Annotated in this window: 22 protein-coding genes; 12 read left to right on the forward strand and 10 right to left on the reverse strand. The window is 40.5% G+C overall.

Features of this window, described 5'->3' with window-relative positions; all coding sequences use genetic code 11:
* Positions 1-52 precede the first annotated feature (52 nt).
* The 8 genes from ACTJKC_RS21540 (at position 53) to ACTJKC_RS21575 (ending at position 7,524) form a co-directional block, all read left to right on the forward strand.
* Positions 53-1,045: a helix-turn-helix domain-containing protein gene (locus tag ACTJKC_RS21540; RefSeq protein WP_440795192.1), complete on the forward strand. Its 993-nt coding sequence runs from the start codon at positions 53-55 to the stop codon at positions 1,043-1,045.
* 173 nt (positions 1,046-1,218) lie between these two features.
* Positions 1,219-1,779 (forward strand): RNA polymerase sigma factor, encoded by a 561-nt coding sequence (locus tag ACTJKC_RS21545; RefSeq protein ID WP_440795194.1) that lies wholly within the window; start codon positions 1,219-1,221, stop codon positions 1,777-1,779.
* Positions 1,760-2,029, forward strand: coding sequence for a hypothetical protein (locus tag ACTJKC_RS21550; RefSeq protein WP_440795196.1), 270 nt, complete (start codon positions 1,760-1,762; stop codon positions 2,027-2,029). Before ACTJKC_RS21545 ends, ACTJKC_RS21550 begins: the two co-directional genes overlap by 20 nt.
* Positions 2,030-2,109: 80 nt before the next feature.
* On the forward strand, positions 2,110-2,796 hold the full coding sequence (locus ACTJKC_RS21555) for an ATP-dependent Clp protease proteolytic subunit (protein WP_440795349.1): 687 nt from the start codon (positions 2,110-2,112) through the stop codon (positions 2,794-2,796).
* 353 nt (positions 2,797-3,149) lie between these two features.
* Positions 3,150-4,181: a methionine ABC transporter ATP-binding protein MetN gene (gene metN / locus ACTJKC_RS21560; protein WP_440795198.1), complete on the forward strand. Its 1,032-nt coding sequence runs from the start codon at positions 3,150-3,152 to the stop codon at positions 4,179-4,181.
* A gap of 4 nt (positions 4,182-4,185) precedes the next feature.
* A complete protein-coding gene (gene metI / locus ACTJKC_RS21565) occupies positions 4,186-4,830 on the forward strand; it encodes a methionine ABC transporter permease MetI (RefSeq protein ID WP_440795200.1) in 645 nt (214 codons plus the stop codon).
* Between the two features lie 11 nt (positions 4,831-4,841).
* Positions 4,842-5,663 carry a methionine ABC transporter substrate-binding lipoprotein MetQ gene (gene metQ, locus ACTJKC_RS21570; RefSeq protein WP_440795202.1) on the forward strand — a complete coding sequence of 274 codons (822 nt, stop codon included), beginning with the start codon at positions 4,842-4,844 and terminating at the stop codon, positions 5,661-5,663.
* Positions 5,664-7,269: 1,606 nt separating this feature from the next.
* Positions 7,270-7,524, forward strand: a complete 255-nt coding sequence (locus ACTJKC_RS21575) for a hypothetical protein (protein WP_440795204.1) — start codon at positions 7,270-7,272, stop codon at positions 7,522-7,524.
* 161 nt (positions 7,525-7,685) lie between these two features.
* Here ACTJKC_RS21575 and ACTJKC_RS21580 read toward each other — a convergent pair whose 3' ends face one another.
* Both ACTJKC_RS21580 and ACTJKC_RS21585 read right to left on the reverse strand, forming a co-directional pair.
* Positions 7,686-8,339 (reverse strand): hypothetical protein, encoded by a 654-nt coding sequence (locus tag ACTJKC_RS21580; RefSeq protein ID WP_440795205.1) that lies wholly within the window; start codon positions 8,337-8,339, stop codon positions 7,686-7,688.
* Between the two features lie 262 nt (positions 8,340-8,601).
* Positions 8,602-9,621, reverse strand: a complete 1,020-nt coding sequence (locus ACTJKC_RS21585; protein WP_230143001.1) for an AlbA family DNA-binding domain-containing protein — start codon at positions 9,619-9,621, stop codon at positions 8,602-8,604.
* A 257-nt stretch (positions 9,622-9,878) separates the two neighbouring features.
* Here ACTJKC_RS21585 and ACTJKC_RS21590 point away from each other — a divergent pair, with 257 nt between their 5' ends.
* The 3 genes from ACTJKC_RS21590 (at position 9,879) to ACTJKC_RS21600 (ending at position 11,756) form a co-directional block, all read left to right on the forward strand.
* Complete coding sequence (locus ACTJKC_RS21590; RefSeq protein WP_440795208.1) at positions 9,879-10,283, forward strand: EVE domain-containing protein; 405 nt, start codon at positions 9,879-9,881, stop codon at positions 10,281-10,283.
* Between the two features lie 262 nt (positions 10,284-10,545).
* Entirely contained in the window at positions 10,546-11,058 is a 513-nt protein-coding gene (locus ACTJKC_RS21595) for a hypothetical protein (protein WP_440795210.1), read from the forward strand.
* 131 nt (positions 11,059-11,189) lie between these two features.
* Positions 11,190-11,756, forward strand: coding sequence for a hypothetical protein (locus ACTJKC_RS21600; protein ID WP_440795212.1), 567 nt, complete (start codon positions 11,190-11,192; stop codon positions 11,754-11,756).
* Positions 11,757-11,871: 115 nt separating this feature from the next.
* On the opposite strand, the gene ACTJKC_RS21605 is transcribed toward ACTJKC_RS21600, so the two are convergent.
* Both ACTJKC_RS21605 and ACTJKC_RS21610 read right to left on the reverse strand, forming a co-directional pair.
* Positions 11,872-13,050 (reverse strand): sodium:proton antiporter, encoded by a 1,179-nt coding sequence (locus ACTJKC_RS21605; RefSeq protein ID WP_440795214.1) that lies wholly within the window; start codon positions 13,048-13,050, stop codon positions 11,872-11,874.
* A 68-nt stretch (positions 13,051-13,118) separates the two neighbouring features.
* Entirely contained in the window at positions 13,119-13,640 is a 522-nt protein-coding gene (locus tag ACTJKC_RS21610; RefSeq protein ID WP_440795216.1) for an acyl-CoA thioesterase, read from the reverse strand.
* Positions 13,641-13,827: 187 nt separating this feature from the next.
* On the opposite strand from ACTJKC_RS21610, the gene ACTJKC_RS21615 reads away from it, so the two are divergent.
* Positions 13,828-15,315 carry an alpha-amylase gene (locus tag ACTJKC_RS21615; RefSeq protein WP_440795218.1) on the forward strand — a complete coding sequence of 496 codons (1,488 nt, stop codon included), beginning with the start codon at positions 13,828-13,830 and terminating at the stop codon, positions 15,313-15,315.
* Between the two features lie 562 nt (positions 15,316-15,877).
* Here the strand turns inward: ACTJKC_RS21615 and ACTJKC_RS21620 are convergent.
* The 6 genes from ACTJKC_RS21620 to ACTJKC_RS21645 form a co-directional block, all read right to left on the reverse strand.
* Positions 15,878-16,804, reverse strand: coding sequence for a hydroxypyruvate isomerase family protein (locus ACTJKC_RS21620; protein WP_440795220.1), 927 nt, complete (start codon positions 16,802-16,804; stop codon positions 15,878-15,880).
* A 19-nt stretch (positions 16,805-16,823) separates the two neighbouring features.
* Entirely contained in the window at positions 16,824-17,819 is a 996-nt protein-coding gene (locus ACTJKC_RS21625; protein WP_440795222.1) for an FAD:protein FMN transferase, read from the reverse strand.
* A gap of 9 nt (positions 17,820-17,828) precedes the next feature.
* The gene (locus ACTJKC_RS21630) at positions 17,829-19,148 is read right to left on the reverse strand and encodes a Gfo/Idh/MocA family oxidoreductase (protein WP_344850509.1); all 1,320 of its coding nucleotides are present in this window, start codon (positions 19,146-19,148) and stop codon (positions 17,829-17,831) included.
* 33 nt (positions 19,149-19,181) lie between these two features.
* Positions 19,182-20,141, reverse strand: a complete 960-nt coding sequence (locus tag ACTJKC_RS21635) for a formylglycine-generating enzyme family protein (protein WP_440795224.1) — start codon at positions 20,139-20,141, stop codon at positions 19,182-19,184.
* A gap of 163 nt (positions 20,142-20,304) precedes the next feature.
* Positions 20,305-21,582 (reverse strand): DUF5103 domain-containing protein, encoded by a 1,278-nt coding sequence (locus ACTJKC_RS21640; RefSeq protein ID WP_440795226.1) that lies wholly within the window; start codon positions 21,580-21,582, stop codon positions 20,305-20,307.
* A 359-nt stretch (positions 21,583-21,941) separates the two neighbouring features.
* On the reverse strand, positions 21,942-23,849 hold the full coding sequence (locus tag ACTJKC_RS21645; RefSeq protein ID WP_440795228.1) for an ABC-F family ATP-binding cassette domain-containing protein: 1,908 nt from the start codon (positions 23,847-23,849) through the stop codon (positions 21,942-21,944).
* Between the last annotated feature and the right edge of the window lie 103 nt (positions 23,850-23,952).

Genomic DNA, 23,952 nt, shown 5'->3' on the forward strand with positions numbered 1-23,952 from the left:
TTGTGGATAACCCCATTGCATTAGTTCGGCTTTTTTTATGATAATTGCCCTTATGGGAATCAATGTAGGTAAGGATTACGGCGCCTGGAAAAGGGTTGGGGGGAGCTTTGATGAGTTTCCGGTGCAGGGAGGATTGGTTACGGAAAGAAAGGAGAAATACAATTTTTCTTTTAGTGATGCAGAACTGGTGCAGATCAATATTCCTGATATTTACATCGTGTACGGCGACATCATGTTTAAGCAGCAACAGATGTATTTCAGGCCCACTTACGATGTGCCTGATATGATTAAACTACGTTTTACTTTATCGGGTAACGGAACCATATTTAACCGCGTAAACAAGCAGAAATATATTTTTAATTCCAACCAGCAGAATATTATTTATATGCCCGAGCTGGATGGTACAGGAGAATATGATACCGGGCACAGCTACCGTTTTTTTGAGGTGCATTTTGCTAAAGAAAAATTTTTGCAGCTGGCAGAACACTCTACCCGGGCATTGCAGGTGCTGGCAGATTATGCAGATACCGGGCATTATACACAGCTGGCAGACCAGAACCTTCCCATTTCATGGGCCATGCAAAACTGCATCAGGGATATCCTTAATTGTGAGTATCCGGAAGGGTTAAAGCGGCTCTTCATCGAGTCGAAATGTATCGAATTGCTTGTGCTTCAGGCAGAGGCTTTTGAACAGGCCATTACCCAAAAACAACCTGCTGCTTTACGCTCTGACTACGACAGGGAATGCCTTTATCACGCAAGAGATTACCTCATTGCCAATATTCACCAGCCACCTTCCGTTGCTGAGCTGGCCAAATTGTGCGGTATTAACGAATTCAAACTTAAACAGGGCTTTAAAGGATTGTTTGATAACAGCATATTCGGCTATTTAAGTGATTACAGGCTTAACCATGGAAAAGAATTGCTGCTGGAAGGCCGGTCAATAAAATCAGTGGCTTTTATGCTCGGTTATTCATCAGTACAACATTTCAGCAATGCTTTCAGAAAGAAATTTGCAATAACCCCGGGTAAGTTGAAAGGTTAAAAGGGAATTGTTCATACGGAAAAGCATGGATTCTTCTAAACAAGCTGGCATAAGGCGCTAAACAATTTTTACAATGTGTTTCCTTGCGATAGACCAAGTCACAAAAAAATAATTACTAATTTTAGGTGATATCTGATCAAAAAATGCCACTTACTATATAAAACATAGTGATCATGACAGCAACATCTATTCAGGAGAAACAGAGCAGTCGGGAGGCGCTTTTTATGAAACTCTATCAGGAGGCCTTTCCTTTGGTGGCCAGGCACGTAAGCCGGATGGGCGGATCATTTGAGGAAGCAAAAGACATTTTTCAGGATGCACTGGTTTTGTATTACGAAAAAGTACAGGTTTCGGGCTTTGTACCGAAGTATCAGGAAAAAGCCTATTTATTGGGGATTGCCAGATATTTATGGGTGAGGCGTTTTAAAGAAAACAACAGGCAGGTTACCCTTGATGTTCAGGACTTTATTTTTAATAAAGAAATCGATTTAACAGATGTTGAATATGAAGAAGTGTCTTCACAGAAACTGATGAATTTGCTGGAGCGCGCCGGGCAAAAATGCATGCAGCTGCTCAGTGCCTTCTATTATGAAAAGCTGGATATGGAAACCCTGGCCAGCCGCTTTGGTTTTTCAGGCGCACGGTCTGCAACCGCCCAGAAATTTAAATGCCTCGAAAAAGTTAAAGAAACAGTTAAAGAAAAATCCTTAAAGTATGAAGACATCGTTGCATGAGCTCCGCTCAATAGAGCACTATCTTTTGTCGGATAATAAGGATGGCGAAAGTTTCCTTTTCGAAGCAAAACTTATCCTGCAGCCCGAATTGGAAGAGCAGGTTTACTGGCAAAACAAAACATACCAGATGGTGCGGAACTATGGCCGCAAACAACTGAAAAATGAACTCAATAACATACACGAAACGCTGTTTAACACCGATGAACATCAAAGCTTCAGGCAAAAGGTAATGCGTTTGTTCTGTAAATAACTACTCAATTTTAAATTTATAACCATGTTCCTGATACAGGAGCAGAGGCATCGCTGTGCCTTAAATTTCAAAACAATATGATGGATATTAACAAAGAATTCCGCCTTTATGCGGTAAAACACCAGGGCTTAAACAGCCTTTACGTAGATCAGTACATGGCCAGAACACCTGCCTATACGCCGGTTGCAATGACGCCCTATATTACCGAAGAACGGCAATTAAATGTGGCACAGATGGATGTTTTTTCGCGGCTGATGATGGACAGGATTATTTTTTTAGGTGAGGCCGTTAATGAACAGAATGCCAATGTAATACAGGCACAACTGCTTTTTTTGCAATCTGTTGATGCACAAAAAGACATTCAGTTATATATCAATTCGCCGGGCGGTTCGGTTTATGCCGGCTTTGGCATTTACGATACCATGCAGTTTATTGCGCCTGATGTGGCCACCATTTGTACGGGCATTGCACTGTCTATGGGTTCAGTACTCTTATGTGCAGGAGCTGCCGGTAAACGTTCGGCCCTGCAGCATTCGAGGGTTATGATCCATCAAACCTCCAGCGGGGCAGAAGGTACCGCCATTGATATGGATATCAGAATCAGAGAGGTGTTAAAAGTGCAGTCGGATTTGTACCATATTCTGGCTAAACATAGCGGACAAACCTATGAACGGATAAATGAAATTGCCAGCCGCGATTACTGGATGAGTGCCATCGAAGCAAAAGAATTTGGAATGATAGATGAAGTGCTTAGCCGTGATCTTTAATAAAAAATACCGGTCTGTTTCTGGCCCTGGATGCCAGCGGCATTTTCGCCCCGGGTGGCAGTAACTGTTCAAGTGGAAACTACTCACATGTGATGGAAGCGCATTGACAATGGATTTGAAGTCATCCGGTTTTCTTTTAGTCGTTATACAAAAGCAAACAAGGTTAGTGTGGCCGCACCCACATTTAAAAACCTGGTATCAGATACTCCATACAAAGCAGGATTTTCTGTAGCGCATTTAGCAGCAAAGGAAATTATATAAAGCTATAATCCCTATAGGTTTTATATATTTGCATGCCCAAAGTTTTATTTGGCATTGGCCATATAGCTTTATTGATTTGCTTTTGAAATTAAATGATAAGATTAAATAATATAACCAAAACATTTGTGTTGCGCGACAGAACAATAACCGCGCTTTCAGGTGTTTCGATAAATGTGCCCAAAGGTAAAATATTTGGCGTAATAGGCGCCTCAGGAGCAGGTAAAAGTACGCTCATCAGGTGTGCAAACCTGCTGGAGCAACCCACATCCGGAGAAGTGTATATCGACGGGAAAAACCTGATGGAACTCTCGGGCGCTGAGCTGGCCAGAGAACGCAGGCAGATCGGAATGATATTTCAGCACTTTAACCTGCTCTCTTCCAGAACCGTTTATCAGAATGTGGCTTTTCCGCTCGAACTGGAAGGGGCTTCGAAAACGAAGATCCGGGAAAGGGTTTCTGAACTGTTAAATTTTGTTGGCCTGGCTGATAAACATGCAGATTATCCGGTAAACCTTTCTGGCGGACAGAAACAGCGGGTGGCCATTGCCAGAACTCTTGCTGCAAGTCCGAAGGTATTGCTTTGCGACGAGGCCACCAGTGCACTTGATCCGGAGACCACCACTTCCATTTTAAAACTATTAAAAGATACCAACGAGAAATTTGGCATCACCATATTGCTCATTACGCACGAAATGCAGGTGGTAAAGGCCATTTGCGATGAAGTAGCCGTCATCAGCGGGGGTACACTGGTAGAGCAGGGTGCGGTAAGCGAGATATTTTCGCATCCTAAGAGCGAACTGGCCAGAAAATTTATTTCATCTTCCATTAAGGTATCGCTGCCTAAGGAATATGAGGAACGCATTAAGTTAAATACCGCCCAATCAGGTAATCCGGTTATAAAGCTCACTTTCAATGGCGATTCTGCCGATAGTGCGGTGCTATCGGAGGTTGCAGGACTCTTTGGTGTAAACAACAATATCATTACCGCGCAGATTGAGCATGCAGCCGGTATCAAATTTGGGACCATCCTGGTAGAAGCACAGGGTGATGCCGAAAACCACACGAGGGCAATCAATTATTATAAAACTTTAAATATCGGTTCGGAGGTGCTTGGTTATGTCTGAATCTATGATTAGGCTCTTATTGAGCGGTACACTCGAAACCATTGTAATGACTTTTGTTTCGGGTTTCTTTGGCTTTGTTTTAGGCCTGCCAACCGGGATATTGCTTTTTATTACACGCAAAGGGCAGATTCTGGAGCATCCGTTGTTAAACCGCGTGTTAGCCATTGTGGTAAACATTTTCAGGTCTATTCCATTTATTATTTTAATCGTTTGGATGATTCCTTTTACCCGGGCCCTGGTTGGTACTTCAATTGGTGTAAAAGCGGCCTTAGTTCCCTTAAGCATAGGTGCAGCGCCCTTTATTGCCAGGATGATCGAGAATAGCTTGCTGGAAATTCCTTACGGACTTATTGAAGCCGCAAAGGCTCTGGGGGCAAGGCCAATGCAGATTATCAGAAAAGTATTGCTGCCCGAAGCTTTACCGGCCATTATCAACAGTGCATCAATTACCCTCATTACCCTTGTAGGTTATTCGGCAATGGGCGGTGCTGTTGGTGCAGGCGGATTAGGGCAGATTGGTTACCAGTATGGCTATATCGGTTACGATGTTTTGGTAATGAATACCGTTTTGGTATTGCTGGTCATCATCGTTTTCCTTATCCAGTTTGGGGGCGACCGCCTCTCTAAATATTTTGATCACAGAAAATAAAATCCTATAAAATGAATATCACTTTCAAAAAACGTTTTAATTCAGCGTTAATATTAGCCATAACTCTTCTTGCAGCCTGCAGTGGCGGGGCTAAAAAAAATGATCCCAACCACATTATTGTCGGCGTAGAATCCGGTCCCGAATATACCATAGCACAGGTTGCCCAAAAGGTAGCCAAAGAAAAATACGATCTTGATGTGGAGCTGGTGCAGTTTAACGATTATGTAATGCCCAATGAAGCGCTTCATCAGGGCGATATTGATGCCAATGCCTATCAGAATAAGCCTTACCTGGATGTACAGGCGAAGCAGCGCGGCTATAAATTTGCCATAGTAGGCAACACTTTTGTTTATCCAATTGCAGGTTACTCCCGCAAAATTAAAAGCCTGAAAGAGCTTAAAGATGAGAGTACCATCATTATTCCGAACGATCCCACCAACAGCGGCCGTTCTTTATTGCTGCTTCAAACAGCCGGACTTATTAAACTTAAAGCGGGTGTTGGCCTTTTACCAACCCTTAATGATGTAACTGAAAACCCTAAGAAACTGAAAATCCTTGAACTTGAAGCACCTCAGCTTCCACGATCACTGGATGACGCCAATGTAACCATTGCGGTAATTAACAATACTTTTGCGGCACCTATTGGTCTGGTATCTACCCGTGACGGCCTTTTTATAGAGGATAGTAAATCGCCTTATGTAAACGCCATTGTGGCCCGCGAAGACAATAAGGATGATGATAAAGTTAAACGTTTTGTAAAAGCCTATCAATCACCCGAGGTAGAAGAAGCCGCAAAGGTTGCTTTTAAAGGGGGAGCGATAAAAGGCTGGTAGAAGAAGATAACTATTCATCTATTTTAAATAATATTTTTAATAGCTGCCTGCTGGTTTGCGTTTGTATGAAATCTTTATAGCGACAAGTCTAAAGTTAATTTTTAATACGCAATAAGGCGTTAAACAGATCATAACTTTAATCAAATGAAATTCCCCTCATAGTTGAGTGCTATCAGGGGAATTTTTTTGTATTTAAATTTAATGTTATGCATAATAAAATGAATATTTGATACTAGGCATAAGGAAATTAGGATAGATATTCCGGAATAAGCTTTTTTTAAATTTTTGATTTATCATTCTTTTATTTTGAATGTAGTTTTTAGGCTATAATCAACCTGAATGTGATCAGTTGTATGTATTTTTTGTAGATAAATTGTGTTTTGATGGCTGATTTTATTGTGTGTTTTAGAAAAAATGTTCTTTTCGTGGCTTAATAAGTTTGGTTTTAAACTTAATAAGTACTAAGTCGAGCTTATTAAGTGCCAACGAGGGTGAAATAAGTGTCAACGAGGGTGAAATATGTTCGGCGCCGAGTTTATTTAGTGTCAATTTGGGTCAAATAAGTGCCAAATCGACCTTATTAAGTGCAAACGAGGGTGAAATAAGTATCAATGAGGGTGAAATAAGTTCGGTGTTGAGCTTATTTAGTGCCAGCTAGGGTGAAATAAGTATCAATGAGGGTGAATAAGTTCGGTGTCGAGCTTATTTAGTATCAATTAGGGTAAAATAAGTTCTAAATCGAGTTTATTAAGTGCCAACGAGGGTGAAATAAGTATCAATGAGGGTGAAATAAGTTCGGTGTCGAGCTTATTAAGTGCCAGCGAGGGTAAAATAAGTATGAAACCGAGATTGTTATTGTTTTAACGGGTAAAATATGAGGCGCACGAGTGCCAGCTATACCGAAACAAAACTCATCCACAACAGGGCTTAGCTCCAAAATTTTTATTAATATTGAATTATAGTAAATTGCTGATTAATAATTAAAATTTGGGTTTCAGGTATATTTTTGAAAATATTTATAAATATTTTAGCACAGCAGAATTATTCTTTGGATTGGCGACAATTGTGTCGGTGGTTGGTTCATATCACTCTATAGTTCCGGCAATTAGCACTTTGTTATTACTGGCTTTTTATTACCTTTTTTTTGGTTGGTTTATGTTTAGCCATGAAAGAAAGACCAATTTCTTGTTTTCTATAATTGGAGGTATTGTTTATTCTATTTGCCTCACGAGTATGGCCATCATTGTTATCGGTGATTTCTATAAAATGTTCTTTTATTTTATACAGTTTCCAATATTAGGGCTTTACTATATTTATTTAAGTAGTGTGAAAAATATAGGATCCTACAGGCGCTCCCATTACATTCGTATAGGAATTATTGGCGCTTTGAATCTATATATATACATATTTAAATAGTGTAACGGAGTTTTTAAGTACTCCTTTGCTGGCGCACGCGTGCCGCGTGTGCAAAATAAAGCCAGCCATATGATTAAAATATTAGGTTGTAATGTTTAATTACAAACTTTTTTATTTAAAAGACCATTGCTTTTTTATGTTGTGGAGATAAGCTAGTGATAGATTTAGATAAATTGTAAAGATGATATAAATGCACACGCGGAACGCGTGCGCCAGCGAGGAGCGGGCAGCCTCAAAAAGTAGCAATGTTAAGGAATATCAGTTCTGGCAGCATAATAATAAACCAATAGAATTATGGAGTACTGCAGTTATTGAACAAAAGGCAGATTACCTGCATGATAATCCGGTTGTATCAGGTTTTGTTAACGAAGCCTGGCATTGGAAATATAGCAGTGCCATTGATTATAGCGGAGCTAAAGGACTGATAGATTTGGAGGAATTGTGATGATGATTTAAAAATGCACACGCGGGACGCGTGCGCCAGCGAGGGGTTATGATGGAAAGTATTTTTCATTAGTGGTTGATGCGTAGAATACTATGTTTAATCAATTAACTTGCCTTCTTTAGAACATTAAATCCGGTGCCACTTTTTTGTTAACATGTATTCTAATGAACTTCTATCTTTTTAAGATGTCTTTTGAATAGATCAATATAATTATCGTTGCCTTTTTCTAGGACCAGCTCATGATCGTTATCCGTTCCAAATTCTCTGATGCTAACCTTCAAAGAGAATAGCTCAGAGTCATAGTCAAAACTGATTTCCCCATAATTTGCATACTTTGCATCGGTCTCATTTATATACTCGACATTCTTTCTGAAATGAGTAACGTAGTGGTCTGTAGATGCAATAAAAAGTGCACCTATATCGATAAAATCCTCCACTTGGTCAGGTTTCGGCTTTATATATTGATGCTCCATAAGATTCCTGGTTTTATTTATCTTATTCAACACTCTAGGGGCAATTAGGTCGAATTCCTGAATAAGCCCAATTTTCTTGGGAAATCCCCAGAATTTATCTTGTGACTCTTTATAAAAGCCAAATAATTTTAACAACCGATCCGCCTGGCAGTCTAGTGCTCTTTTAGCATTAGAGAGAGCATTTATATATTTATGTTCAAATTCACTTTGTAGGTCAATTTCTGCAAAACCAATAAATTCACTTGGCATTGTGTCAAAAGAAGTATCGATTACCTCATCTCCCCAAGCACATCGAAATGTACCGGTATGTTCCAAATATTCTGTTAGTTCAGCGTAGTTCATAATTGTCAATTGAGCGTATAATTCCACTAATATAAATATTAATCCTTGCCAGTTACAAATGCCTATAACTTTTTAGTAATAACTTATATCCTATTAATAATGAACAACCATTTAGACAAAACCTCCATTCTATCCTTTAAAGATTGTAACTGTTCATAAGCAAAGTCATTTTCTCTTATCAGTTCTTTATGCTTCATTTTTTACTAATATCATTAGCAAGTATAGGCTAAATAAGCCTGAACATTCATGTGTAATGACAATATTAATTGCCTTTAGTGTGGGCTTTCTCTCCTATTGCAACTAGCTTATTCTGCTTTTGAGCCATTGAAAACTTCTTGCACGCACTCTGCACTAGATCAGGGCTCTTTTCAACTAAATCTTTTAAATGTTCGGCTAAACTATCACTGTATTTATGAGTCACGCTTTTCTGTCCGATTCTCACTTCATCATGATATCTGCCATCCCCCTTGATCTTTTCTTGCCATAAAACGCATTTGAACTGATATGGATTCCAATTCAGAGTTTTGCAAATATCACTTGTATTATATGGGTAAGCTTTATTACTTGGTAATATTTGTCCTGCATCTATGATACCGGTAATTTCCCCTTTCAAAATAAGAGCCGGAGCTCCATCATTATCAACGAAATGACCTTCTTTGATGAACTTTACCTTATCAAGTAAGGCTTTATCCATTAAAACCTTTTCATTACCAATATTTAACTCGCCTTTAAAAGTATCTAAGAATTGAACGTTTCTAGGGCCTATAAGAGAAATTTTTTGAATATGCTCCATCCAAAGCTTCTTCTCTTTTTCCTGTTCCGCATCTAGTAACTTTCTAAGTTCAGGGTATTCGATTTCTTTAGTTTCTGCCCTATACCTATAGTAGATCGCGCCTTCTCGAAGGATATCATTACGATTCTTTTTACATAGCACTGGTTTTATAAGAGATTCTTCAATAACTATTTGACCGAACTTCTTGCCATCATATTCCAATACGTGCATTTGCCATTGAATTTCTGGAGAAAAGTAATCCCGAAGGGTAGTATCAATAACTTTAGGGTCAATCTCAATGAATCGTTGGTTTGTCATGCCAATCGGTACATGAGGTTTATCTTGAATACCAAAAATCATTTGTCCGCCTTTGTTGTTAGCCATACCAGCGATTGTCTTTGTATATTTTAGAAGGTTATCTCCTTGCTGAAAGTTTTGCTTGTATTCAAGGCTGTGGCTTTCGCGCTTTTTTATATAGCCATTGCCATCAATGTCGAAGTTAAAATCCATATTGAGAGTTAAAGTAGTCTGTTGCAATATACTAATTGCGTACCGTAAATGCATATGGAACGAGAGTCGTTGTAGTAAAGTTGTCGAAAGTGTCAAACTACATCTTGCCCATTGCGTTCATTATACTCCTTTGTATATTGAATCCAGAAAGAGACTCCACTCGCTGGCGCACGCGTGCCGCGTGTGCGAAATTCATACTTCCTATTTCCTAATCCGTTCTGTTTTGTTAGTTTTGAGCTTTAAATAAAAGAAATACAATGAACCATTGGTTAGTAAAATCAGAGCCTTTTAAATACAGTTGGGAAAAATTTAACGAAGATGGCCGTACCTTTTGGGATGGCGTGCGTAATTATCAGGCGAGGAATAACCTGAAAGCCATGAAAGAAGGCGATTTAGTGCTTTTTTATCACAGTAATGAAGGTAAAAACGTGGTGGGCATTGCCAAAGTGGTAAAAGAATTTTATCAGGATCCCACTACGGATGATGCCAACTGGGTAGTGGTCGATTTATCGCCCGTAGAAAGCCTGAAAAATCCGGTTTCCTTAGAACAGATCAAAGCTGAACCAAGTTTAACAGATATTTCTTTAGTGCGCCAGGGCCGTTTATCGGTAATGCCGCTTAAAGCTGAAGAATTTGATAAAATTTTGGAAATGGGGGCGTAGTTTGAAGTCCTTAGTCTGTAGTCCAAAGTCCTTAGTCGGAAGTTTGGAGTCTGTTGAACAGGGGCTATGGCTATGAAAAAGTTTGGAGTTGGGCGTTTGGAGTTGGGAGTGGATTGATCGATTTTTAGCCAGGGGTTACTGAGTCAGGTTAAAATTTGAAGTTTGGTTTCAGTTAACCGGTTTAAACAATTAATCGGTTAACCAATTATTACAATTAACCAATTCACCAATTTATACAATTCACCAAATTAACCGCTCTCTAATGAAAATTTTCTTTTTATCATGCTGTCTTTTTATCGCTAACTTGTTTCCAAACAGCGTTAAAGCGCAGGAATTTATCAATTATCAGGTAAAAGTGTTTTCTGATTCTTTACCCGCGGTAAAAGGTACCTTAGAGAAAATTTCTCCAGAAGGTATTTCCATTAATGATGGTTATGGAAACTACATTATGCTCCGTGCTAAAAACATCATCAGCATCCGCTTAAAGAAAAGGGGAATTACTACCGGCAAAGGATTTCTGATCGGGACACTTGCTGGTGCGGCAATTGGCTCTTTGGCTTTTACAGATAACAATAGTGTATCTGGCGACGAGCAACTTGTAACATTTTTGGCCGCTACCACTTTAGGCGCATCGGTGGGTACAACTTACGGACTGATTGCCGAACTTAAAGCAAAAAAAATGTTCTTAAGGGTGAATAAAGATGAAAAATTATTTGCCGCTGAGTATAAAAAACTGGAAATCTATTCCAAAGCTTACTATATTGATAAACCTTAGGTGTTTAGTCCTGAGTTCTGAGTCTGCAGTCTCGAGCTGATTTACCAGTTTGAAGTTTGCCCTCAGTTAACCGATTTAAACAATTACTCGATTAACCAATTTATACAATTAGCCAACTACCAAACCCTAATATGAAAAAGTCTATCTGTTTTACCATCGCTTTTTTCTTCTCTCTAAGCCTTGCCATAGCACAGAATGTAAAACCTTACATCGCTGTTTTAAAAACCAAAAACGGTAAGCAGAAAGGAATTTTATATAAGGTAGATTCAACTCAGGTGATTCTAAATCACGATGGCGAATTTGTTACTGTCCCCTTAAACGAAATTAAAACCGTACAGATCCGCACTATAAAAAAAGGTTACAGGGGAATGAACCTGATCAAGATAGGTACGCAAAACCCCGATCAATACACAATAGATAAGCGTGGCAAATTGGTCGATAAATGGGGCAAAGAAGCACCAACATTAGAAGATGAAGCCGGAACTACGTTTTTCTCTGTTGTTTTTACTGCAATTGCTAATGCTGTTGCGCTACCTATCCATGCCATTAACCCTAATGTGGCCAGGTTTAATCTTTATCAAAAGGAATCAGGTGAGTTAAACGAACTCAGTTATTATTCTATTTATTACCAGGCAAACCCCGATGTTCTGGCCGAATTGCGAAAAATGAAAAACATTTCGTCTACGATTAAGCGATAGGGGCAGGACATTAGGTGTATTGCGTGAGCGGTTTGGCTTCAGTTAACCAATTAACCAATTTATGCAGTTAACCAAATTAAACCAATTACCTAATGACCAATGAACTAATAAACTACTAAACCAGTCTGTTTCTCTTACTCAGGGTAATCCCCAGTGTCATTACAATACTCGAGCCCAATACCACCAGGAACAAAAACGGCGTACCCACTTCCTGGATTTTTAACGATGCAGGCAGGTTAAAGTAAAGCAAAATGCTGATCAGTCCGCGGGGGGCGATGTACAAAATCGGACTCAGGTTTTCCTTTTTGAATATCTTGAGGAAGAGGATGCGGATGATATAAATCGAGATCAAAATAAAAAAGCCATTGGCCAGTACAATCTTATTGTTCAGCTCCCCGATATTCATGGTAAAGCCGAAAATAACAAAGAAGAAAGTACGGAGAATAAAGGCACTTTCTGCTGATAACTGATAAAGCTGCGATAAATCAGCCGTTAAATTCTTGTATAAAAAGATGCTCCTGAACCAGGCGTGCCGGATGGTATCGGCATTGTTCAGGAATAAACCCGTACTCAAAATCAGCACAAGGGAGGACAGGTGGTAAGACTGACCGATGGCATAAACCAGGATCAGTATGGCAATAATCAGGAAGAATTTAATGTGGTGTACCAGCCGGCCCATAATATACAGCAGCACCACACAGGCAATGGCCGATAGCAAAAGGATGAGGAAGGTACTTAAGCCCAGGCCAATAAATGCGGAGGTATTGATGGAATGGTTGGTAATGGTGAAATTAAAAATAATGATCCCCAGGATATCAGAGAAAGAAGATTCGTAAATCACAAACTCTTTATCCTTATTGCTCAATGCCGCTGCAGATGGTATGGCAATGGCCGAACTGATTACACTAAAAGGGATGGCATTGGCAATACAGGTATATAAATCGTGGTGGGTAATCTGATAAATAATGGTGGTAATTACACTAATGGTACCCAGCAAAATGGTTAAGGCCGATAAGAATGCACTTTTGATGATCTTGTTTTTCTGCTGATCGTACTTGAGTTCGAGCGAGCCTTCAAAAACAATCAGAATTAAACCCACTGTACCTAAAGTAGGCAGGATGGATAGAAAATTAAAGGTCTGTATTTTAAGATAATCGACAAGGAAACGTAAACCGATACCCAATAAAAGCAGCAATAAAACCGACGGTACTTTGGTTTTACTGGCCACTAAATCAAACAGATAAGAAAAAATTACTAATCCGCTTAAAATAATAAGAATGGTATAAGTTGTCATATTTTTCAGCGTAGGTAAGCCGCTAAAATAAAACAATCGAGGCAAGCAAACAGAATTTAATGTAAAAATTATGCTTTAAAGAAAAGAGCTTTTAATTCGCTGGCATCATCCGGACTCATTTTTCCACCTAAAACCAGTCGCAATTGCCTGCGGCGCAGGGCTCCGTCAAATAATTCAATTTCCTCTTCAGATTCGGGGATCACTTCTGGCACCGGAATGGTCCGCGCACTCTGATCTACCGCAACAAAGGTATAATAGGCTTCGTTACTTTTCTGGCGTGCACCGCTCGGGATATTCTCCGCCCATACATCCAGACGCACCTCTACAGAAGTATTAAATGCCCTGGTCACTTTAGCTTCAATGGTTATTACATCGCCTAATTTAATGGGATGTTTAAATGATACATTATCAACGGAAGCCGTAACTACAATGCGGTTACAATGTTTCTGAGCAGAAATAGCCGCCGCAATATCCATCCAGTGCAGCAAGCGGCCGCCCATCAGGTTATTTAAAGTATTGGTATCATTTGGCAGTACCAACTCGTTCATGATGGTAAAACTTTCTCTCGCGAATTTCTTTTTTAAGCTCATTTAAGCACAAAAGTAACAAAAATGCGTGTTAAATCTTACTCAAAATAGATTCCGGCAGATTTAAATGGGATTTTTCTGATGATTACATACCGCTGTAGAAATTATAATCTTATCAGGGCGTAAAGTCAGCGGCGGGTAATCAAAAAACAATTCAATCCCAATCCTGTTATCATAAAAAATCAAATTAATGCAAAACCAAACCCTGATCCAGTTTTTTCATTGGTACTATAACGAAGAACAAAATTTGTGGACTAAAGTAGCTTCCGAAGCCGCACACTTAAAAGAAACAGGGATTACTGCTGTCTGGCTTCCGCCGGCTTATAAATCGAACAATGCCGCTTACGATGTAGGCTATGCCACTTATGATTTATTTGATTTGGGTGAGTTTGACCAAAAGGGCGGGGTGAATACCAGGTACGGATCAAAAGACGAATATATAAAGGCCGTGGGTGCACTGCATGATCATGGCATAAACGCTTTAGCGGATGCCGTTTTTAACCATAAGGCCAGTGGTGATGAAGTGGAAAAAGTTAAGGTAAGAACGGTAAACCCTGATAACAGAAACGAATTTACCAGCGATGTTTTTGAAATAGAAGCCTGGACAAAGTTTACCTTCCCGGGCAGAAAAGGCAAGTATTCTGAATTTATATGGGACCACAATTGTTTTAGCGGGGTAGATTGGGCAGAAGATCTTCAAAAACAGGCTATTTACTCCATTCAGAATGAGGTAGGCGAAGGTTTTGAAGAAGTACCGTCAACCGAGCTGGGCAATTACGATTACCTGATGTTTAACGACATTGATTACCGCAACCGTGCCGTGGTAGAAGAACTCAAATACTGGGGCGAATGGATAGTAGAAACAACTAAAGTGGATGGCTTTAGGTTAGATGCGGTGAAACACATTAACCCGGGTTTTATAACGGAATGGATTGATCATCTGAACCAGAAATTTAACCGTGAGTTTTTCATCGTTGCCGAAGACTGGAACGTGGTGGATATTGAAGGACAGCTGGCATACATTGAGCTTACGGGCGGTCGCACGCAGATATTTGATTCGCTTTTGCACCATAATTTTTTTGTGGCCAGTAAGGACGAAAGTTTCGATATGCGAAACATTTTTAAGGATACTTTGGTTGAGGTGAAGCCCGAACTGGCGGTTACTTTTGTGGATAACCACGATTCGCAACCTTTACAGGCACTGGAATCTTATGTCGATTTTTGGTTCAGGCCGTTGGCTTACGCCATGATTTTATTGCGTTTGCAAGGCATTCCCTGTTTGTTTTTCCCTGATTTATATGGCGGTATTTATGATGATAAAGATAAAAATGGAGATGAGGTACATGTAGAACTGGTTGCCATCCCTGCGGTAGAAACGATGAGTAAAATCCGCACCGCTTTAGCTTATGGAGAACAGCGCGATTATTTTGATCACGGCAATTGTGTAGGCTGGACAAGGGCAGGGGATGAGGAGCACGAAAACAGCGGACTCGCGGTTTTGTTAAGCACAGGTGAAGAAGGTTTTAAGGAAATGGAAGTAGGTAAGCATTTTGCCGGAAAAACTTTTGTGGATGCGCTAGGCTATAGGGAGCAGGAGGTGGTGATTGATGAAAATGGCCGGGCAGAATTTCATTGCAATGCAGGTAGTGTATCGGTTTGGGTGTTGAAGGTGGGGTAGGAGGTTCTCATAGATTTATGAGTGGTCTGTGGAGACACAGACCACGGACTTTTTAAACTATCTCCATGGTTTGTTTCTTCGATAAATCGTCATTTCGACCGCAGTGGAGAAATCTTTTAGCATAGTTCAGAGATCTCTCTCCCGAATATTCGGAATTACACTTCTGTCGAGATGACGATTTTTCTCATGATAATATTATTTCGGATCGGAGTAAATGATTTTACACGGCTATTGGCGTCTGCAAAGAAACCCCTAATCACAGCACTGCCCTGAATTAAATAAACCTGATCGGAACGAACATCCCGGTTTTGATCCGATCAAATTGGCACTGAACTTTCACCGGGATAAAGTGAAGCGCAGGGGTACCAGAACCGAATCTGTAGAAACCTGCTTTCCAAATTATTTAGTTTTGAACCTTTGTTAAGCCCATGGTCTATGTCCTCAAAGAATATTTATCGAACGTATCGGATTGAAATTAGAATTAGATAGAGGTCTGTGGGGACACAGACCTTGGCAAAGGTGATCTTAATTAGTTTTATAAACAATATAAATTCCTAACATACTATAAAAAATTATCCTCAGCCCGATATGCCGAAATTACTGCCAGTTCGCCTTCTTTTCCGGTTTTAGAATTACCATGCTCCATACCCATCACACCCTTATAGCCTTTCTGGTGTAAATGTTTAAACAAGTTTTTATAATTAATTTCACCGCTTGTTGGTTCTTTCCGGCCCGGGTTATCACCAATCTGGATGTAAGCAATTTCATCCCAGCAGCGGTCGATGGTTTTAATTAAATCGCCTTCGGTGCGCTGCATGTGGTAAATATCGTAAAGGATTTTACACGAAGGACTTTTAACCGCCTTGCAAACTGCATACGTTTCGTTGGTTTTCTGCAGGAAAAGTTCAGGGGTATCACTCAATGTTTCCAGCACCATAATCAATCCATGCGGTTCAAAAATCTCCGCACCGGCACGCATGGCATCAATCACATTGGCAAACTGGTTGCCATAGGGTAAATTCCTTTCATAAAAACCCGGCACCACGGTAAGCCATTTGGCATTGCAGCGTTTAGCCGCTTCGACCGATTTTTTGCAGGTTTCGATAAATTTATCTTTAAACTCTTTTTTGCCGGTGGTTAATGAGGTTTTCCAGTTGTCGCCTCCATCTACTACGAAAACACCCATGCGCATGCCCAGTTTTGCCAGTAAATTGCCGATTTTATCCTGTTCTTCAACTGGCCGGCCGAGGTAGCCGTTATCTTCAATAGAACGGAAGCCTTTATCGTGCATAAACCGGATCTGATCTAAAAAACTCTTGCCCGCATGGTTCTCGAACATGCCCTGGTGAGGTGCATAATCAAGGTTGAACGTTTTGTCACTTAGGCTTGTATCTTGTTTTTCAGCAGCAAAGGTGTTGGTAAATCCGGCTCCTGTGGTAATGGCACCGGCAGTAAGCAGGCTATTTCTTATAAACTCACTTCTTTTCATCGGTTTGGTTTTACAGGTATTAGTGTGTAATTAATTTTTTGAATCCTGTGGTTAGCGTATCGGCTACTTTGCCATCTTTTTGGTGATACACGAAATAAGCTTCGAGATTTTTTCTGCTTTCTACAAAAGCAATGGCATCTTTAAGGTGCATCGCCATCAGGGCATTATCGTAGCCATCGGCAGTAATGGCATCATTTGCATAAACCGTAACGCTGATCATTTCATTATCTAAAGGATAACCGGTTTTAGGATCAATCAGGTGGGAGATTTTTTTTCTGCCGCTCTGGTGAAATTTCCGGTAATTGCCCGAAGTGGTGATGGCGCCCGAATTGATTGCCGCAATGTGCCTGATCACCGGCGTACCATCTTTATCTGGTCCTTCGATACCAATTTTCATGGTTTCGCCGTTAGGTTTCGGACCTGAAATCCTGATTTCGCCACCCAGTTCGGCAACATATTGTTTTATTCCTTTTTGCTCGAGATAAGCGGCAATTAAATCGACACTATAACCTTGCGCAATTCCATTTAAATCGATGTGTATGCAAGGTTTTGATTTGCTGAGCCATCCATCCTTTAATTTCAGGTTTTTCATGCCCACACAATTCAGAATCGATTTAATTGTAGCAGGATCAGGTTCTGATTTTTCTTCTTTTGGTCCAAAGCCCCATGCCTGTACCAGGGGAGCTACCGTAATATCGAAAATGCCTTTGGTATCTTCATTGATCTCAAAACTTCTTTTGAGCACATCGTTCATCAAGCGATCGGCTTTGAGCTGCTTTTCGGTGGCGTTAAACTGATTTATCAATGATCCCTTTTTGTAAAGCGACATCGATAAATCAATTTCATTTAATAAACTGTCGATACCCTGTTTTGTCGCCAAACTATCATTGGCATAATACATTATAGCATAATCGGTTCCCTGAGCATAACCATTGATTTTATACTGCCTGATTTCTTCCTTCCAGGAAAAAGCCAGCATCAGCGGTAAAAGGAGAAACAAAAATCTATAACGCATCTTTTAAAATTAAAGCACTTTTGCCTGTCCGGGCATAGCGATAGGGTATAAACCATTTGCATCAGGCATTAACCTTGGGTTGGCATCCCAGGCAAAACGCTCAGGCAATAAACTGTTGTTGGCGGCTAATGCTTCGTCCCACTTAATGGTTTGACCAGAGTAGGTAGCATAACGGCCAATAATGGCAGAGAATGTGCTGGTTGCAGCGTAATCTACATTGCTGAATTTATATTCTCCTTTAGAAACTGCATCGAACAGCTCGTCGTGTTCGGTTTGGTAAGGATTGGCGTTGCCTTTGGTATTGTGGTTATACAGTTCCTTGCCTTTATAATCTTTCATAATGGCCTGGTTACTTCCCGACAGGTAAATTTTACCTTTTGTGCCCTGGAAACTTTCATCTACACGGTTGCTGATGCCTTCAAAATGCCTGCACTGGCTGTTGATTACCGCACCATCAGCGTAAGTTAACTCGATGGAGTGGTTATCATAAATTTCGCCATAATCTTTGCCGGTTCTCCAGGCACGGCTTCCTGTTCCCTGTACTGAAACCGGGTGTGCATTTTTGATCCAGTTGGCAATATCGATATTGTGTACGTGTTGCTCTACAATGTGATCGCCGCATAACCAGTTGAAATAATACCAGTTTCGCATCTGGTATTCCATTTCGGTTTGATTTGCCGTGCGCGGACGAACCCAAACGCCACCGCTGTTCCAGTACACCTGGCCCGACATGATATCGCCAATAGCGCCATCGTTAATGCGTTTCATCGACTCGCGGTAATTGGTTTGATAACGACGCTGTAAACCCACTACCACATTTAATTTTTTCTTTTTGGCTTCTTCGGCTGCGGCCAAAACCTTTCTGATTCCCGGTGCATCAACCGCAACAGGTTTTTCCATAAAGATCTGTTTATTCTGTTTTACCGCTTCTTCGAAATGGATGGGGCGGAAACCCGGAGGGGTGGTTAACAGCACCACATCCGCCAGTGGAATGGCTTTTAAATAAGCATCGAAACCTACAAACTGACGTTCTTTAGGAACATCTATTTTTGCCCCGAATTTTGAACTTAATGATTGATAACTGCTATCTAAGCGATCCTGAAAGGCATCGGCCATGGCTACCAGTTTAATGTTGAATTTGGTGCTCAATGCCTGAAAAGCTGCTCCCGTACCACGATCGCCACAGCCAATTAGGGCTATTTTAATGGTATCTGATCCTGATGCATAAGCGCCGGCCAGTGGGATGCTGCTTAACATGGCTCCGCCGGCAAGCATGGCGGTTGCTTTTAAAAAATCTCGACGATCTTGTTGGTTGATTGGTTTTTTCATGTGTTTAGTTTTTTGTTCTGGTTAGATGGTTGGTTAAAAGTCTTTTATAGGTTGTTTATTATAATAAGCATCGATTTCTTCTTTTGATGGCGTTTTAGCTGGTCGTACTAAACGCATGCCTACAAATGGCGCTTCGGGAAACCACCAGTTGCTTTTCGGAATCTGTGGATCCAGTTGTTTCCATGATGGATCGGAAGCCAGTCTTGCTGTTGAGGTCAGATTTTCTGGTTTTTCATCATAAGAACCACCACGAACCGCATTTGGATAAAGTTTTTCGGGTTTGGCTACCGGGTTTTCGGTGGTTTTGTCTTTGCTATAAAAATCGGCAATGTACTGGTCGTAAGTCCATTCGCTAACGTTTCCATGCATATCGAACAAACCCCATGCATTTGGTTTTTTCAACCCTACCTTATGGGTTTTATTATTGCTGTTGTCCTTAAACCAGGCATAATCATCCAGTTTGGAAGCATCGTTCCCAAAAGAATAAGCGGTTTCGCTTCCAGCTTTGCAGGCATATTCCCATTCGGCCTCGGTTGGTAAACGGTAAAATACACCGGTGCGCACATACAGCCATTTACAAAACTGGATGGCGTTATATTGGGTCATGGCCACTGCCGGCTGGTGTTCTTTTCCCATGCCGAAAGTCATATCCAGATAAGGTTTGGTTGGGCGGGTTACGGCATCAACTTCAGCTGGTATAGCGCCTTCGCTGGCTTTTTTTTCGTAATCGCGGTAAAGGAAAGGTTCAAAAATATCCCAGGTTACTTCATGTTTCCCGATCCAGAAAGCATCGAGTTTAACTTCGTGTACAGGTTGTTCATCAGCTTTGCCTGTTTTACTTCCCATTTTAAATTTACCTGCCGGAATGGCCTGCATATCGAATTTTAATTTGGTTCCGTTAATGGATTGGGTGTATGAACCGGTTGGATTTTGCGCAAAAATTTGCACACAGGGACTGATGATTAATGCAGCGGCAATTAACTTCTTAAACATAATTATTGGTTAGAAACAATACTTTCTTAGTATTTATCTGGTTAATTCTGAAATACTAAAGTAAATAACCACATTTAAAACAAAGAAAATTAATGTAACAATAAAGGTAAGTATTGTAACATTAAAAGTCAAGTTGACAATTAATATGCGCTGTAGAAATTGCTTATCTTCTGTCTGTTACCTTATTGCTTAAATTGGCAAAGCCGATTAATGTATCCCAACGGGCACCGGGGCGGCGGTAGTAAACAAATACCTGGTAGCTGTTTTCCGTCTGGAAGAATGCGCCTTCGAAAAACCTGGTTTCCATTACTTTGGTGTCTTTGTTAAACCAGGCGTATTCATAATCGTATAATCCTTGTTTAAGCAGGATATTGCCATAAAACTGCTTTCTGTTGGCATCGTAAAGGAGCTTGTTTTCGCTGCTCATGGTGTAATTGTTGAAGCGGCCCACCACATAAGCATCTCCGTTTGCGCTGGGTGCGGGCGTATTTAAAGTAAACAGCACGCCCATATATTCTGATTCTGTTTTATCATCCCGTCCATCGGTATTGCGGATAAAAAAGTTTCCGTTTTCATCGTACTGGTTGGCGAAAGCACCTGCCGTTCTTGGTGCATCCTGAAAAAGCATCACGTTTACCGATTCGTTATCGCGGTAAATATCTTTAACATTATCAGCCTTATACCTTAAGCTCCGGGTATCAAATTTCCTGAATTCATTATCTCCCCAGAAATCGTTCGTATTAAGGTCGTTATAAACCAGTTGATTGGGCCTTACAAACGATGGTTTTGTATTCAGCTGACTGGTATTGGGATTAAAATTCTGCATCACCACGGCTTTTAAATCCTGATAGGGGTTTTGGATCGGGAAGGTATGGTTAATGGTAAAATTGATTTTCTGCTTGTAATTCCTGTTTTCTACCTGTAGCGAGTTGGTAACTTCTGCTGCCACTGCTACCTGACTATCGAGCACGTAAAAACGCTGCGAAATTACGGGTTTATTTTTGTCGCCATCCAGGTACACTTTTAATACATAATTCCCCCCAATTTTAGGTTGGATCTGCGTATTGGGCAAGCTGATTTCGTAATGGGTATATTTTCGGGTGGTGTTGGATGAATAACGGTAATTTATGATGCGGTCGTCGTTAAAACTGCCTAAATAATCAATGCTCGAAATCTGCGAAGGTTGCCATTCTGCATTGCAGTGTTCGATAGTGTACCAGTAGTTTTGGGTTCCGGCAAGCAGATCGTCAAAAGAAAAAGTAATGGTTTCTGACGAATTAAGCATAATTACCGGTATGCTTTGTTCTTTATTACTGTTGTAGCAAAGCACGGTTTTAATATTTGGAAGATAAATTTTATTCTCGCTGGTAAACTTCTGATCGTTTTGCGCAAAAGCCAAAGTAGAGAGGAAAAATAAAACCGGAATTAATATTTTCTGCATGGCTAAAAGTAAAGTTTTATTGGGAAGTGGCAAAATATCTGCGTGTTGTCGGATATTTCTATCTGACACATAGTTATTATGTTTTTTGAAATAGGCCACGGATGCTCGGATTAACACGGAGGATTTGTTTTTTGAGCACGCCTCCCCTCAACACGTCATTTCGAGCGGAGCGCAGCGTAGTCGAGAAATCTGTTTCGAGGTAGGTCTCTCTGTTCCGCTGCGCTTCAATCGAGATGACGGAACGAAGGGTTTATTCTTTCCGTGCCAATCCTTGTCTCCGTGGCAAAAAAAAATGCAAAAAAAAGCCGTCCCGATGTAAATCGGGACGGCTGTATATCTGAACAAAACTTCAGGTTAAACTAACCCTCCAGCTCCATAATTTCGGCAGCCAGGGTTTCCCATTTAGTTTGATTGTTATCTAAATCGGCTTTAACTGCTAAATAACGTTTATTGGTTTCTGCCAGTTTATCTGCCTTGCTATAAACCTGCTCATCAGCCAGTTCTGCTTCAATGTTTTTAACATTTTGTTCCAGCTCAGCAATCATTTTTTCTGTTTTTTGTAGCTCATCATTCAGTTTTTTTAATTGATTAATGGTATTTGGTGTTGCAGGTTTTGGTGCTTCCTTTTGTTTTTCAGGCATTTTAACCGGAATAGGTTTAGCCACAGGAATAATGCGTTTGCTGTTCCACTCTTCATATTCGGCGTAAGTACCAGGATATTGTTTAATTTTTTCGCCTTCAATAAACCAGATTTTATTGGCAACATTATCCAGGAAATACCTATCGTGAGATACGGCAATAAAAGTACCTTCAAACTGTTGCAAAGCCTGGATCAGGATGTTAACCGACTGGATATCCAGGTGGTTGGTAGGCTCATCCAGAATCAGGAAGTTCGAATCAGTTGTTAATGATTTCGCCAGTGCCACACGCGATTTTTCCCCTCCTGAAAGCACTTTGATTTTTTTAAAAACATCATCACCTGTAAACAGGAAACAGCCTAAAATGCTCCGTAATTCGGTATCGGTATGTTTTGGTGCAAAAGCCTGGAGTTCTTCTAAAATAGAATTTTCGAGGTGTAGCGATTCTAACTGGTGCTGCGCAAAGAAAGTAGTCGTTACATTATGACCTGTTTCACAGAAACCCTCAAATTTTTCGGCACCTGCAATCATTCTCAACAGGGTAGATTTACCTTTACCGTTTGCTCCGATCAGGGCAATTTTATCGCCTTTTTCGATTACACCCTCTGCATCGTCTAAAATATGTACATTCGGATAGCTCTTATTGGCGTGCTCAATGCGCACCACGTGCCTGCCCGAGGGTTTAGAAAATTTAAACGCAAAGTTTACTGTTGGGTTATCATCATCCACATCATCAATGCGCTCCATTTTATCCAAAGCCTTCATCCGCGACTGCGCCATTTTTGCTTTAGAAGCCTTAGCCTTGAAACGTTCGATTAAACGCTCTTCCTGCTTAATTTTAGCCTGCTGGTTTTTAAATTCACCTTTCTGGATTTCGCCGCGTAAAGCTTTTTCCTCTACATAAAAGCTATAGTTACCCGCATAAACGGTCAGTTTGCCTTTGCGCGATTCGACGGTACGGTTTACAATTTTATCCAGAAAATACCTGTCGTGAGATACAATTACAATCGCTCCTTCAAAACCCATTAAATAATTTTCCAGCCATTTAATGGAAGGTAAATCCATGTGGTTGGTCGGCTCATCCAGTAAAAGGATATCAGGTGTTTGCAGTAAAATTTTAGCCAGCATTACACGCATCCGCCAACCTCCCGAGAAGGTATTTAACGGACGTAACTGATCAGCCGTGCTGAAACCTAAACCGGCCAGGATTTCATTTGCACGATATTCGATATTATAACCGTCTAAAGCCTCAAATTCCTGTTGTTTATCGCTCAGTTTAAATAAAACCTCTTCGCTATAATCGGTTTCAATTTTTTTAAGCAGTTCTTCAATTTCATCGTGCAGCTGGTTCTGGCGCTCAAAAGCTTCCATGGCCACGTGCAAAATGCTATGGTGTGATTCGTAAGAAAGTAAATCCTGATTTAAGTAACCTATTTTCAGGTCTTTCGACATAGAAACGGTACCCGAAGTCGGAGCATATTCGCCTACAATTATTTTTAAAAGTGTTGATTTTCCTGTTCCGTTGGCACCAATTAAGCCTGCTCTATCGCCGGGTTTAATGTGCCAGTTCGCGTCATCGTACAAGGCCCTTGAGCCAATCAGGAATGTTAAATTATTTATTGAAATCATTTCGGCTGCAAAAGTACGAAATTTAAAGGCTTTTTTTAGGGGGAAACTTAAATAGGGGATACCGCTCCTTTTTCCTGTAATTCTGAATGCAATGAAAATCTTT

This window comes from Pedobacter sp. 22226, from assembly GCF_052045455.1.
Classification (GTDB): Bacteria; Bacteroidota; Bacteroidia; order Sphingobacteriales; family Sphingobacteriaceae; genus Pedobacter; species Pedobacter jeongneungensis.

Bases quoted from the DNA above. Each gene is read 5' to 3' on its own strand.
- ACTJKC_RS21540 (WP_440795192.1), top strand. From the start codon at position 53: ATGGGAATCAATGTAGGTAAGGATTACGGCGCCTGGAAAAGGGTTGGG.
- ACTJKC_RS21545 (WP_440795194.1), top strand. From the start codon at position 1,219: ATGACAGCAACATCTATTCAGGAGAAACAGAGCAGTCGGGAGGCGCTT.
- ACTJKC_RS21550 (WP_440795196.1), top strand. From the start codon at position 1,760: ATGAAGACATCGTTGCATGAGCTCCGCTCAATAGAGCACTATCTTTTG.
- ACTJKC_RS21555 (WP_440795349.1), top strand. From the start codon at position 2,110: ATGGATATTAACAAAGAATTCCGCCTTTATGCGGTAAAACACCAGGGC.
- metN (WP_440795198.1), top strand. From the start codon at position 3,150: ATGATAAGATTAAATAATATAACCAAAACATTTGTGTTGCGCGACAGA.
- metI (WP_440795200.1), top strand. From the start codon at position 4,186: ATGATTAGGCTCTTATTGAGCGGTACACTCGAAACCATTGTAATGACT.
- metQ (WP_440795202.1), top strand. From the start codon at position 4,842: ATGAATATCACTTTCAAAAAACGTTTTAATTCAGCGTTAATATTAGCC.
- ACTJKC_RS21575 (WP_440795204.1), top strand. From the start codon at position 7,270: ATGCACACGCGGAACGCGTGCGCCAGCGAGGAGCGGGCAGCCTCAAAA.
- ACTJKC_RS21580 (WP_440795205.1), bottom strand. From the start codon at position 8,339: ATGAACTACGCTGAACTAACAGAATATTTGGAACATACCGGTACATTT.
- ACTJKC_RS21585 (WP_230143001.1), bottom strand. From the start codon at position 9,621: ATGGATTTTAACTTCGACATTGATGGCAATGGCTATATAAAAAAGCGC.
- ACTJKC_RS21590 (WP_440795208.1), top strand. From the start codon at position 9,879: ATGAACCATTGGTTAGTAAAATCAGAGCCTTTTAAATACAGTTGGGAA.
- ACTJKC_RS21595 (WP_440795210.1), top strand. From the start codon at position 10,546: ATGAAAATTTTCTTTTTATCATGCTGTCTTTTTATCGCTAACTTGTTT.
- ACTJKC_RS21600 (WP_440795212.1), top strand. From the start codon at position 11,190: ATGAAAAAGTCTATCTGTTTTACCATCGCTTTTTTCTTCTCTCTAAGC.
- ACTJKC_RS21605 (WP_440795214.1), bottom strand. From the start codon at position 13,050: ATGACAACTTATACCATTCTTATTATTTTAAGCGGATTAGTAATTTTT.
- ACTJKC_RS21610 (WP_440795216.1), bottom strand. From the start codon at position 13,640: ATGAGCTTAAAAAAGAAATTCGCGAGAGAAAGTTTTACCATCATGAAC.
- ACTJKC_RS21615 (WP_440795218.1), top strand. From the start codon at position 13,828: ATGCAAAACCAAACCCTGATCCAGTTTTTTCATTGGTACTATAACGAA.
- ACTJKC_RS21620 (WP_440795220.1), bottom strand. From the start codon at position 16,804: ATGAAAAGAAGTGAGTTTATAAGAAATAGCCTGCTTACTGCCGGTGCC.
- ACTJKC_RS21625 (WP_440795222.1), bottom strand. From the start codon at position 17,819: ATGCGTTATAGATTTTTGTTTCTCCTTTTACCGCTGATGCTGGCTTTT.
- ACTJKC_RS21630 (WP_344850509.1), bottom strand. From the start codon at position 19,148: ATGAAAAAACCAATCAACCAACAAGATCGTCGAGATTTTTTAAAAGCA.
- ACTJKC_RS21635 (WP_440795224.1), bottom strand. From the start codon at position 20,141: ATGTTTAAGAAGTTAATTGCCGCTGCATTAATCATCAGTCCCTGTGTG.
- ACTJKC_RS21640 (WP_440795226.1), bottom strand. From the start codon at position 21,582: ATGCAGAAAATATTAATTCCGGTTTTATTTTTCCTCTCTACTTTGGCT.
- ACTJKC_RS21645 (WP_440795228.1), bottom strand. From the start codon at position 23,849: ATGATTTCAATAAATAATTTAACATTCCTGATTGGCTCAAGGGCCTTG.